Here is a 12,369-nt window from a genome sequence, read left to right as displayed (position 1 = left end):
ACCGGTCATGCGGGGCTTTCCGGCGCTCGTCCTCCGCTCCCGCGTACTGCTCACCCTTCGCCCCTGCGCACCGCGCCCGCCAGGATCCACCCCTCCATCGCCTCGTACCGCCTGCGCTGTTCCTCCTCCTTCTTCCGCCCCGAGGCGACCGTGCCGAGCCAGCCGCAGACGAAGCCGAGCGGGATGGTGACGAGCCCGGTGGTCGTGAACGGGAACCAGTTGAAGTCGGCGCCCGGGAAGGCTGCGGCCGGCGAACCGGAGACCAGATTGGTGCCCGGCATCAGCAGCAGCACCCCGAGCGTGCCGCCAATGAGCGTGCTGAGCAGGCCGGTTCGGGTGTAGCGGCGCCAGAAGAGGCTGTAGACGAGGGCGGGCGCTATGGCCGAGGCGCCCAGGCAGAAGGACAGCGTGACCAGGGGCTGCAGGCTCCGGTGCTGGACCAGCGTCGCCAGCACGATCGCCGGAACGCCCACCGCCAGCGCCGAGTAGCGGGCCAGCGTCATCTCGCGGCGCACCGGCATCTCCTCGACGCGGGCCGCGAAGACGTCGTGGGCAAGGGAGTTGGCGCAGGCGAGGATCATCCCGGCGACCGAGGCGAGCAGGGTCAGGAACACGGCCGTGGTGACGGCGGTGAACAGCAGGGTCTCCGCCGTCGACACGTCCGCCCCGAACACCGCCCGCGAGCCCAGCAGATACGCCGTGTTGCCCTGCGGATCGGCCCGCGCGATCGCCGCCCGCCCGAGCAGCGCCGTGGCACCGAACCCGACGACCGTCACGATCACCACGAAGAGCGCCACGCTCGACACCGCCCACGACATCGACCGCCGCACCTGCCGGGCGCTCGACGCGGTGTACATGCGCATCGTGATGTGCGGGAGGCAGGCGCCCCCGAGCACGACGGTCAGCTGCGAACTGATCATGTCGAGTCGGGGACTCGGACCACCGGCGAACTCGAGGCCCGAGTGAAGGAAGGCGGTTCCGACCCCGCTCCGCCGCGCGGCCGTGTCGAAGAAGAGCCCCAAGTCCCAGTGAAAACGCTGTAGTACGAGTACGGCGATCACGGCCCCCGACCCGATCAGCATCACGATCTTCAGGATCTGGATGAGAGCGGTGCCCTTCATGCCGCCGATCGCCGCGTAGCTGATCATCAGCACCCCCAGGCCGATGATGCAGCCGGTCTGCAGGGACTCGCCGGAGAACCCGAGGATGAACGCCAACAGCTGCCCCGCGCCCGCGAGTTGGACCAGCATCAGCGGCAGCAGCGCCGTGATGGTCACCGCGCACGCGACCATCCGCACGGACCGCCCCGGCATCCGCCGGGCGAACGCGTCGCCCATCGTGAACCGGCCCGCGTTGCGCAGCGGTTCGGCCAGCAGGAACATCAGCAGCATCAGCGACAGCGCCGTACTCAGCGCCAGCACCACCCCGTCGTAGCCGTACAGGGCGATCACCCCGCCCGTGCCCAGCACGCTCGCCGCGGAGATGTAATCACCCGCTATGGCAAGGCCGTTGCGCAGCGGCGAGAGGGAGCCGTACCCCGTGTAGAACTCGTCGAGGTCGTCGCGGTCGGGCCCGGTCATCACACACAGCAGGAGCGTGAGGGTGGCGACGGTGGTGAAGGCGACGAGCGACGTGGTCTGCGACGCGGGGTCGCGGAACCCGGTCATCGTGCCGCCTCCCGTCTGGCGTCCAGTTCGGCCTGCTTGCGGATGCGGTCCGCGAGGGGGTCCACACGCCGCCGGGCCGTGTGCTCGTAGAGCGCTATCGCCAGCCAGGTGACGGGGAGTTGGACCAGCGCGAGCAGCAGCCCGGTGGGCACACCGGCGACGACGGTGCTCGACATCAGCGGGGGCGCGAACGCGGACAGGGCCAGGAACAGGCAGAAGTAGCCGAGCGCGGTGAGCGACGCCACGCGCCGCTGCCGCCGGTACGCGCCGCGCAGGACGCGCAGATCACGGTGGTTGCCGAGGGCGGGGCGCCGGGGCGGGCGACGGCGTTCGGGTGGTGGCGGGGGCGGTTGCCAGGGGTAGGTGAGGCGGGGCGGGGCCGGGGTGTGCGAGTCACGCGGGGCGTGCGGATCGTACGGGTACGGGGCGTGCGAAGCATGTGGCGGGTAAGGGGCGTGCGGGTACGGGGCGTGCGAGTCATGCGGGTCGTACGGGTCGTACGGGTAGTGCCGGGCGGATGAATCATGCGGAGGGTACGGGTCCTTGGACATCCCGTGCTCCTTGCGTGGCTCGGGTCCGTGGCGGCGGACCGCAGGGAGTTGGGCGGAGCGGGTCACGCATGTTACTCGCCGGTTGGGGGGTGTGGGTGCTTTTCGCCGGACTGGGCGGTTGGTATGCGCTTACCCCGTCAACGGCCGCTGACCTCGGATGTTGCCCGGGTCGAGCAACTCGCCACGCCTCACTGCTCCTTGAGCACCGGAAACCGCCGAGGCGCCAGAAACAGCAGCACCAGGAAGGCCACCGCGGCGGCGATGCCCGCCCCGACGTACACCGCGTGCACCGCATCCGCGATGGCCCGTCGGGTCCCCTCCGGCACCGCACCACCGTCCAATCCCCGCGTCACCGAGTCCAGATCGCTCGCGCCGCCCAGCCGCGACGCCAACACCCCGTTGGCCACGGCGCCGAAGACGGACGCGCCGATCGTCTGGCCGGTCTGGCGGCAGAAGAGGACGGACGCGGTCGTCACGCCCCGCTCCTCCCAGCCGACCGTCGACTGCACCCCTACGATCAGCGGGAGTTGGAAGAGTCCCAGGGCCGCGCCGAGCAGCAGCATCAGGACCATCGGCTGCCAGGCGGCGCCCGGATACGGCAGGAACGGGAACGCGAACAGGATCAGCGTCGCCGCTCCGATCCCGAGCGTCGCCGTGTTGCGGAAACCGATCCGCCGGTACACGTGCTGGCTGAGCGCCGCCGACACCGGCCAGCTCAACGTCCATACGGAGAGCACGAATCCGGCCGCCACGGGCGCCAGGCCCAGTACCGACTGCGCGTACGTCGGCAGGAACACGGTCGGCGCCACCATCAGCAACCCCAGCGCGCCCAGAGCCAGGTTGACGGCCGCGATCGTACGGCGCCGCCACACCCACCCGGGGATGATCGGCTCCGCCGCCCGGCGTTCGATCGCCACGACGACTCCGGCCAGGGCAAGTCCCGTACCGAACAAGGCGATTGAGGGTGCCGACAGCCAGGGCCAGGCCACCCCGCCCTGCACGAGTGCCGTGATCAGGACTCCTCCGCACGCGAACACGGCCAGCGCGCCCGCCCAGTCGACGCGCGGGCGGGAGGCGCGGGTGCGTTGCGGTTCGTGGAGGTAACGGACGATCAGCCACAACGCCACCGCCCCGACGGGGAGGTTGACGAGGAAGATCCAGCGCCAGCCCGCGTACGCGGCGAGCAGCCCGCCCACACCGGGGCCCGCGATCGCCGACACCGCCCACACCGTGGACAACTTCGACTGGATCTTGGGACGTTCGCTGAGCGGGTACAGGTCGGCGGCCAGGGTCTGGACCGTGCCCTGCAACGCTCCGCCGCCCAGGCCCTGTACGACGCGGAACGCGATCAGCGCGCCCATGCTCCAGGCCACCGAGCACAGCAGCGAACCGGCGAGGAAGACCGCCGCACCCGTGATCAGCACCGGCTTGCGGCCGAAGGTGTCGGAGAGCTTGCCGTAGACGGGCAGGGTGACCGTCACGGCCAGCAGATAGCCGGAGAACAGCCACGAGAAGACGGAGAAGCCGCCGAGATCGCCGACGATCTGCGGTACGGCCGTGGAGACGATGGTGGAGTCGAGGGCGGCCAGCGCCATCGCGAGCATGAGGGCCGCTACGACGGCGCCCCGGCGCCGGTCGGGAGGGGCCGGCGTGGGCTGCTCGGCCGCCTCGGGCCGTATCTCGGCGTCGCTGGCGCTGTCGGTGTCGGTGTCCCCCTGGTCCACAGGATTCCTTTCCCCTTGCACCTATCTGCCGCGCACCAGCTTCCCACTTGAGCCTCACGTAGCGGCAGGGTGGACGCTGAGCGGGCCGGTGGGTGGACCGGACCCCGAGATCGACTCCACCCGGCGGTGGAGAGCCCCTAGGGGTGCCTCCCCACTACGGCCCGGGGACGGTTCGTCCCGGCGGAGGAGGAGAAGGGCCGGGGGCCGTCCTTAACCTGGCTTTATGCCGCTGGGGGGCGGCAGACCGAACTGCCGAGGGTGGGGTTTTCCCCCGGGAAAGACTGCGCTGAGCACCAGCGCGCCGGACCCCCTCCCGCCGCCAGACTCATCGTCGTAACCAGTTGAAACACCTCGACCGGACACCGGCACGCTCGTTCGCCGACCGACTTAGGAGACATACCGTGACATCGGCTGTGACCATTCCCAGGCACGGGGGTACTGGAGGGCGTACGGCCGTTGCCGCGCGAGCGCGGCAGGTCGTCAAGGCCTACGGCGCCGGGGAGACCCGCGTCGTCGCCCTCGACCATGTCGACGTGGACGTCGCCCGCGGCCAGTTCACCGCGATCATGGGCCCTTCGGGGTCCGGCAAGTCCACCCTCATGCACTGCCTCGCCGGGCTCGACACCGTGACCTCCGGACAGATCTACCTGGACGAGACCGAGATCACCGGCCTCAAGGACAAGAAGCTCACGCAGCTGCGCCGGGACCGGATCGGGTTCATCTTCCAGGCGTACAACCTGCTGCCGACGCTGAACGCGCTGGAGAACATCACCCTCCCCATGGACATTGCCGGCCGCAAGCCCGACAAGGGGTGGCTGGCGCAGGTCGTGGAGACCGTCGGGTTGTCGAGCCGGCTCAAGCACCGGCCCAACCAGCTCTCCGGCGGACAGCAGCAACGCGTCGCTGTGGCACGGGCGTTGGCGGCCCGGCCCGAGATCATCTTCGGTGACGAGCCGACCGGAAACCTCGACTCCCGTGCGGGAGCGGAGGTGTTGGGCTTCCTGCGCCGCTCCGTCGACGACCTCGGCCAGACCATCGTGATGGTCACGCACGACCCGGTGGCCGCCTCGTACGCGGACCGTGTGCTGTATCTCGCGGACGGCCGGATCGTCGACGAGATGTTCAAGCCGACCGCCGACGCCGTCCTCGACCGCATGAAGGACTTCGACGCGCGGGGGCGTACGTCATGACTGTCATGAAGACCTCGATGCGCAACTTCTTCGCGCACAAGGGGCGGATGGCGCTATCGGCGACAGCCGTGCTGCTGTCGGTGGCGTTCGTGTGCGGCACGCTGGTGTTCACCGACACGATGAACACGACCTTCGACAAGCTCTTCGCGGCCACCGCCTCCGACGTGACAGTGCTGCCGAAGACGGCCAAGGCCGACGGCAGCACCCCGCAGAACGGTCTGCCCGAGTCGCTGCCGGCCTCCGTGCTGGCGCGGACGGCCAAGGCCTCGGGCGTCAAGTCCGTTGAAGGCGCCGTCAGTTCGATGAACGTGACCGTCGTCAACAGCGCCAACAAGAACATGGGCTCCTCCACCGGCGCGCCCACCATCGCGGGCAACTGGACGAAGAACGACCTGCGTTCGATGGAGATCACCTCCGGACACGCCCCGCGCGGCCCGACCGAGACCATGGTCGACTCCGACACCGCCGACAAGCACCACCTGAAGCTGGGCGACTCGCTGCGCACCATCTCGCAGACCGGTGACTTCACCGCGAGGATCGTCGGCATCGCCACCTTCAAGGTGACCAACCCCGGTGCGGCCGTCGTCTACTTCGACACCGCCACCGCGCAGCGCGAACTCCTGGGCGCCACCGGCCGGTTCACCCAGATCGGCGTCACCGCCGCGAGCGGTGTGACCGACGCGCAGCTCAAGCAGAACGTGGCGCGGACCCTCGCGTCGACGGGGACGTACAAGATCCAGACGGCCAAGGAGAACGCCGACGAGAACCGTCAGGGCGTCGGCCAGTTCATGAACGTCATCAAGTACGCCATGCTCGGCTTCGCCGGGATCGCGTTCCTGGTGGGCATCTTCCTGATCATCAACACCTTCTCGATGCTGGTCGCCCAGCGGACCCGCGAGATCGGCCTGATGAGGGCGATCGGTTCCTCCCGCAAGCAGGTCAACCGCTCGGTGCTGGTCGAGGCGACCCTGCTCGGGATCGTCGGCTCCGTCCTCGGTGTCGGAGCCGGTGTCGGCATCGCCGTGGGCCTGATGAAGCTGATGGGCGCGGCGGGCATGGACCTGTCGACGCGGGACCTGACGGTGAAGTGGACCACCCCGGTGCTCGGCCTGCTCCTCGGCGTGATCGTCACCATCCTCGCCGCCTATCTCCCGGCCCGCCGGGCCGGCAAGGTCTCCCCGATGGCCGCGCTGCGCGACGCCGGTACGCCGGCCGACGGCAAGGCAGGCTGGGTACGCGGCCTGATCGGCCTGGTCCTCACGGGGGCGGGTGTCGCGGCGCTGTTCGCGGCGGCCACCGCGAAGAAGGCGACGGACGGTTCGCTGGTGCTCGGCGCGGGTGTCGTGCTCTCGCTGATCGGCTTCGTGATCATCGGTCCGCTGCTGGCCAACGGGGTCGTCCGGGTGATCAGCGTGGTCCTGCTGCGGGCATTCGGGCCGGTGGGGCGCCTCGCCGAACGCAACGCGCTGCGCAACCCCAGGCGTACGGGTGCTACGGGTGCGGCCCTGATGATCGGCCTCGCGCTGGTCGCCTGCCTGTCGGTGGTCGGCTCCTCGATGGTCGCCTCGGCGACGAGCGAACTCGACAAGTCCGTGGGCGCCGACTTCATCGTCCAGGGCAACCAGCGGATCGTCCCGCAGGCGGAGAAGGCGATGGAACAGGCACCCGACCTCGTCCACGTCACCCGCTACAAGGACATCGACGCCACCCTCACCTCGCCCGACGGCCAGAAGGACACCGACGGCATCACCGCCGCCGACCCGTCCTACGCCCAGGACCTGCGCCGGGCCACCACGGCCGGCGATCTGTCCGCCGCCTACGGCACCAACGCGATGTCGGTCGGCTCCAAGTACGCCAAGAAGCACGGCGTCCATCTCGGCGACACGATCAGCGTCGCCTTCAAGGGCGGCTCGACGGCGAAGCTCAAGGTCGCGGCCATCACGGACGACGACGTCGCCATCGACCACGGCGCCCGCTACACCAGCATCGCGACGATGCAGAAGTACCTCCCGGCCGACAAGGTCCCGCCGAACGAGATCATGTTCGCCAAGGCCAAGGACGGCCAGGAGAAGCAGGCGTACGCGGCCCTGAAGAAGGCCATGGAGCCCTACCCGCAGTACCAGGTGCGCGACCAGACCGACTACAAGCAGGAACTGAAGGACCAGATCGGCCAGCTCCTGAACATGGTCTACGGCCTTCTCGCCCTCGCGATCATCGTGGCGGTCCTGGGAGTCGTGAACACCCTGGCCCTGTCGGTCGTCGAGCGGACCCGGGAGATCGGCCTCATGCGGGCGATCGGCATGTCCCGCCGCCAGCTCCGCCGCATGATCCGCATGGAGTCGGTCGTGATCGCCCTCTTCGGAGCGCTGCTCGGCCTGGGCCTCGGGATGGGCTGGGGCGCGACCGCCCACCAGCTCCTCGCCCTGGAGGGGCTGAAGGTCCTGGAGATCCCCTGGGGCACGATTGTCGCGGTCTTCGTCGGATCGGCGTTCGTGGGACTGTTCGCGGCCCTGATCCCGGCGTTCCGGGCGGGCCGGATGAACGTCCTGAACGCGATCGCCACGGAATAGCCACCGCCCACGGGGGAGCCCGGCGCCGAGAAGTCACGGGGGACTTCTCGGCGCCGGGTTTGTTTTTGTCTTTGAAGGTTGCCCATTTGACCGACCGAGTCGGGTGGTGGGTGAGCATGGGCCCGGGGGCCAGGGGGCAGAGCACCCTGGTACGCGGGCATCGACCCCGGGTGCGGCGCCACCGTCGTACGCTGGAAGCCCCCGGCCCCACACCGCGCGTCGGGCCCTTCGTGTTGCCCACCCCCCGGACGGAAGCGCCCCTCCATGAGTCTGCACGGTCTGCTCGACGCCGTAGTCAAGGACCCCGCCCTCGCGGAAGCGACCAGGGCGGCGGCCGACGGCAACCGCATGCACGTCGACCTGGTCGGTCCTCCGGCGACCCGCCCCTTCGCCGTCGCCGCGCTCGCGCGCGAGGCCGGCCGCACCGTCCTCGCGGTGACCGCGACCGGCCGTGAGGCGGAGGACCTGGCCGCCGCCCTGCGCTCGCTGCTCCCGCCCGACGGCGTCGTGGAGTACCCCTCCTGGGAGACGCTCCCGCACGAGCGGCTGAGCCCGCGCAGCGACACCGTGGGCCGTCGCCTCGCCGTGCTGCGCCGCCTGGCCCACCCGAGGGACGACGACCCGGAGACGGGCCCGGTCTCCGTCGTCGTAGCGCCCGTGCGGTCCGTGCTGCAGCCGCAGGTCAAGGGTCTGGGAGACCTGGAGCCGGTCGCCCTGAGGTCCGGCCAGTCCGCCGACCTGAACGCGGTCGTGGACGCGCTCGGCGCCGCCGCCTACGCGCGCGTGGAGCTCGTCGAGCGGCGCGGTGAGTTCGCGGTGCGCGGCGGCATCCTGGACGTGTTCCCGCCCACCGAGGAACACCCCCTGCGCATCGAGTTCTGGGGCGACGACGTCGAGGAGATCCGCTACTTCAAGGTGGCCGACCAGCGCTCCCTGGAGGTTGCCGAACACGGCCTGTGGGCACCCCCCTGCCGTGAACTGCTGTTGACGGAAGACGTCCGCACGCGCGCGCGTGCCCTCGCCGAGGCCCACCCCGAACTGGGCGAGCTGCTCGGCAAGATCGCCGAGGGCATCGCCGTGGAAGGCATGGAGTCGCTGGCCCCGGTGCTCGTCGACGACATGGAGCTGCTGCTCGACGTGCTGCCCAAGGGCGCGATGGCCGTCGTATGCGATCCGGAGCGGGTACGCACGCGTGCCGCCGATCTCGTGGCCACCTCGCAGGAGTTCCTCCAAGCCTCCTGGGCGGCCACCGCGGGCGGCGGCGAGGCGCCCATCGACGTCGACGCGGCCTCCTTGTGGTCCATCGCGGACGTACGGGACCGGGCGCGCGCGCTGGACATGATGTGGTGGTCCGTCTCGCCCTTCGCCGCCGACGAAGAGCTGGACGCGGACACCCTGAAGCTCGGCATGCACGCCCCCGAGACCTACCGCGGCGACACCGCGAAGGCCCTCGCCGACACCAAGGGCTGGCTCGCCGACGGCTGGCGCACGGTCTTCGTCACCGAGGCCCACGGCCCCGCCGCCCGCACCGTCGAGGTCCTCGGCAGCGAGGGCGTCGCGGCCCGCCTGGAGACCGACCTCGGGGAAATCGCCCCCTCCGTGGTGCACGTGGCGACCGGATCGATCGACTACGGCTTCGTCGATAAGGCACTGAAACTCGCCGTCCTCACGGAGACCGACCTCTCCGGGCAGAAGGCCGCCGGCAAGGACGGCGCCCGGATGCCGGCCCGCCGCCGCAAGACCATCGACCCGCTCACCCTGGAGACGGGCGACTACATCGTCCACGAGCAGCACGGCGTGGGCCGCTACATCGAGATGGTGCAGCGCACCGTACAGGGCGCCACCCGCGAGTACCTGGTCGTCGAGTACGCCCCCGCCAAGCGCGGCCAGCCCGGCGACCGCCTGTACATCCCCACCGACCAGCTGGAGCAGATCACCAAGTACGTCGGCGGCGAGGCCCCCACCCTGCACCGGCTGGGCGGCGCCGACTGGACGAAGACCAAGGCGCGCGCCAAGAAGGCAGTCAAGGAGATCGCGGCCGACCTCATCAAGCTGTACTCGGCCCGGATGGCGGCCCCGGGGCACGCGTTCGGCGCGGACACGCCCTGGCAGCGCGAGCTGGAGGACGCCTTCCCGTACGCGGAGACCCCCGACCAGCTGACCACCATCGCCGAGGTCAAGGACGACATGGAGAAGTCGGTCCCCATGGACCGTCTGGTCTGCGGCGACGTCGGTTACGGCAAGACCGAGATCGCTGTCCGGGCCGCCTTCAAGGCCGTCCAGGACGGCAAGCAGGTCGCCGTCCTCGTCCCGACGACGCTGCTCGTGCAGCAGCACTTCGGGACGTTCACCGAGCGGTACTCGCAATTCCCGGTCAACGTACGGGCGCTGAGCCGCTTCCAGACCGACACGGAGGCGAAGGCGACCCTGGAGGGCCTGCGCGAGGGCTCCGTGGACCTCGTCATCGGCACCCACCGCCTGTTCTCCTCCGAGACCAAGTTCAAGGACCTCGGCCTGGTCATCGTCGACGAGGAGCAGCGCTTCGGCGTCGAGCACAAGGAACAGCTGAAGAAGCTGCGCGCCAACGTCGACGTGCTGACGATGTCCGCCACCCCGATCCCCAGAACCCTGGAGATGGCGGTCACCGGCATCCGCGAGATGTCGACGATCACGACGCCCCCGGAGGAGCGTCACCCTGTGCTGACGTTCGTCGGCCCCTACGAGGAGAAGCAGATCGGCGCCGCGATCCGCCGCGAACTCCTGCGCGAGGGCCAGGTCTTCTACATCCACAACAGGGTGGAATCGATCGACCGCGCGGCGGCGCGATTGCGCGAGATCGTCCCGGAGGCGCGCATCGCCACCGCCCACGGCCAGATGTCGGAACAGGCCCTGGAGCAGGTGGTCGTCGACTTCTGGGAGAAGAAGTTCGACGTCCTGGTGTCGACCACGATCGTCGAGTCCGGCATCGACATCTCCAACGCGAACACGCTGATCGTTGAACGAGGCGACAACTTCGGCCTGTCACAGCTCCACCAGCTCCGAGGCCGGGTCGGCCGAGGCCGCGAGCGCGGCTACGCCTACTTCCTGTACCCCCCGGAGAAGCCCCTCACGGAGACGGCCCACGAGCGTCTCGCGACGATCGCCCAGCACACGGAGATGGGCGCGGGCATGTACGTCGCCATGAAGGACCTCGAAATCCGGGGCGCGGGCAACCTGTTGGGCGGCGAACAGTCCGGCCACATCGCGGGCGTCGGCTTCGACCTGTACGTCCGCATGGTCGGCGAGGCGGTCGCCGACTACCGCGCCTCCCTGGAGGGCGGGGTCGAGGAGGAGCCGCCCCTGGAGGTCAAGATCGAGCTCCCGGTCGACGCCCACGTCCCGCACGACTACGCCCCCGGCGAGCGCCTGCGCCTGTCGGCCTACCGGTCCATCGCCTCCGCCAACACGGAGGAGGACATCAAGGCCGTACGCGAGGAACTCGTGGACCGCTACGGCAAGTTGCCCGAGCCGGTGGAGAACCTGCTGCTGGTGGCCGGCCTGCGCATGCTCGCGCGCGCGTGCGGCGTCGGCGAGATCGTCCTCCAGGGCACCAACATCCGCTTCGCGCCGGTGGAGTTGCGCGAGTCCCAGGAACTGCGCCTCAAGCGCCTCTACCCCGGCACCGTCATCAAGCCGGCCGCCCACCAGATCCTCGTCCCCCGCCCGAAGACTTCCAGAGTGGGCGGCAAGCCGTTGGTCGGGCGGGAGCTGCTGGGCTGGGTGGGGGAGTTCCTGGCGACGATCCTGGGGTCGTAGCGGCTACGGGGAGCGGGGCAGGGCGCGCTCCTGGCGAGTGCGGCGCGGCCGGGGGCACCCTGCGGGAAAAGTGTGACACCTCTTCGGAAGGCGTCACGCTTCTCCGGTCGCGTACAGCCGCCGGTCCGGGCCCGCCGTCCTGGGCCCGCCTGAAGGCGCCCACCGGCCTTCCCCCTATGGCAAGTTGAGCGGCGACAGCGAGCCCGACCGGGTCTCCCGCGCGCGGTGGGACCGGCCGTCGCGTGCGGTCGGACCGGCCGTCGCAGGCGGCAACCGCGCACGCCGTCAGTCGGCCGTGCCGCGGAACAGCATCCCCGCCAGCACCCGGAACACCTCCTCCGGCTCCCGCTCACCCACCGCCCCGTCCAGATTGTGGCCGAGCAGCAGTGTCGCGAAGCCGTGCGCCAGGGACCACGCGGCGACTCCGGCGAGGCGGGCGTCGGGACCGCGGCCCTCGGTCGGCACGGCGGAGACGGCGCCGCTCAGCGCGTCGCTCGCGAGGGCGCGGGCCGTGGCGAGTTCGAGGTCGCCCTCGCGCAGCAACTCGGGCGCGAACATCACCTGGAAGTGCGCCGGATGCTCGCGCGCGAAGCGCACGTACCGCACTCCCGCGTCCTTGAGATCGGCCGCCTCCCCGATCGTGGCGGCCAGCAGCCCGAAGCCCTCCGCCGCGATGGCCGTCAACAGGCCCGTGCGGTCCTTGAAGTGATGCGCCGGTGCCGCGTGCGAGACACCGGCACGGCGGGCGAGGTCCCGCAGGCTCAGCCCGGACGGGCCGTCGGCCGCGATGACGTCGAGCGCGGCGGTCAGGACGGCGCGGCGCAGATCGCCGTGGTGGTACGGGCTCTTGGTCGGCTTGGTCGTACTCATAC

The 12,369-nt window shown here is 70.4% G+C and carries 7 protein-coding genes; 3 read left to right on the top strand and 4 right to left on the bottom strand.

The genetic code is table 11. The features are described from left to right. Positions 1 to 50: 50 nt before the first annotated feature. The 3 genes from AB0I51_RS29355 to AB0I51_RS29345 form a co-directional block, all read right to left on the bottom strand. Positions 51 to 1,667, bottom strand: coding sequence for a cation acetate symporter (locus tag AB0I51_RS29355; RefSeq protein ID WP_362980189.1), 1,617 nt, complete (start codon positions 1,665 to 1,667; stop codon positions 51 to 53). After that, a complete protein-coding gene (locus tag AB0I51_RS29350) occupies positions 1,664 to 2,218 on the bottom strand; it encodes a DUF485 domain-containing protein (protein WP_362980187.1) in 555 nt (184 codons plus the stop codon). Before AB0I51_RS29350 ends, AB0I51_RS29355 begins: the two co-directional genes overlap by 4 nt. A gap of 188 nt (positions 2,219 to 2,406) precedes the next feature. Continuing rightward, a complete protein-coding gene (locus AB0I51_RS29345) occupies positions 2,407 to 3,897 on the bottom strand; it encodes an MFS transporter (protein ID WP_362980378.1) in 1,491 nt (496 codons plus the stop codon). Between the two features lie 446 nt (positions 3,898 to 4,343). Here AB0I51_RS29345 and AB0I51_RS29340 point away from each other — a divergent pair, with 446 nt between their 5' ends. From AB0I51_RS29340 to mfd, 3 genes are all read left to right on the top strand, one after another. After that, complete coding sequence (locus tag AB0I51_RS29340) at positions 4,344 to 5,132, top strand: ABC transporter ATP-binding protein (protein ID WP_362980185.1); 789 nt, start codon at positions 4,344 to 4,346, stop codon at positions 5,130 to 5,132. Beyond that, positions 5,129 to 7,702 carry an FtsX-like permease family protein gene (locus tag AB0I51_RS29335; protein WP_362980183.1) on the top strand — a complete coding sequence of 858 codons (2,574 nt, stop codon included), beginning with the start codon at positions 5,129 to 5,131 and terminating at the stop codon, positions 7,700 to 7,702. The genes AB0I51_RS29340 and AB0I51_RS29335 overlap by 4 nt, the downstream gene beginning before the upstream one ends. Positions 7,703 to 7,966: 264 nt before the next feature. Further along, complete coding sequence (gene mfd / locus AB0I51_RS29330; protein WP_362980181.1) at positions 7,967 to 11,497, top strand: transcription-repair coupling factor; 3,531 nt, start codon at positions 7,967 to 7,969, stop codon at positions 11,495 to 11,497. Positions 11,498 to 11,782: 285 nt separating this feature from the next. On the opposite strand, the gene AB0I51_RS29325 is transcribed toward mfd, so the two are convergent. Continuing rightward, complete coding sequence (locus tag AB0I51_RS29325; protein WP_362980179.1) at positions 11,783 to 12,367, bottom strand: TetR/AcrR family transcriptional regulator; 585 nt, start codon at positions 12,365 to 12,367, stop codon at positions 11,783 to 11,785. Positions 12,368 to 12,369: the final 2 nt, after the last annotated feature.

It is taken from the genome of Streptomyces sp. NPDC050549 (assembly GCF_040655035.1).
Taxonomy (GTDB): Bacteria; Actinomycetota; Actinomycetes; order Streptomycetales; family Streptomycetaceae; genus Streptomyces.
Note: the sequence above shows the minus strand (reverse complement) of the source record. Positions and strands in the feature narration are given on the sequence as shown.

Bases quoted from the DNA above. Each gene is read 5' to 3' on its own strand.
- AB0I51_RS29355 (WP_362980189.1), bottom strand. From the start codon at position 1,667: ATGACCGGGTTCCGCGACCCCGCGTCGCAGACCACGTCGCTCGTCGCC.
- AB0I51_RS29350 (WP_362980187.1), bottom strand. From the start codon at position 2,218: ATGTCCAAGGACCCGTACCCTCCGCATGATTCATCCGCCCGGCACTAC.
- AB0I51_RS29335 (WP_362980183.1), top strand. From the start codon at position 5,129: ATGACTGTCATGAAGACCTCGATGCGCAACTTCTTCGCGCACAAGGGG.
- mfd (WP_362980181.1), top strand. From the start codon at position 7,967: ATGAGTCTGCACGGTCTGCTCGACGCCGTAGTCAAGGACCCCGCCCTC.
- AB0I51_RS29325 (WP_362980179.1), bottom strand. From the start codon at position 12,367: ATGAGTACGACCAAGCCGACCAAGAGCCCGTACCACCACGGCGATCTG.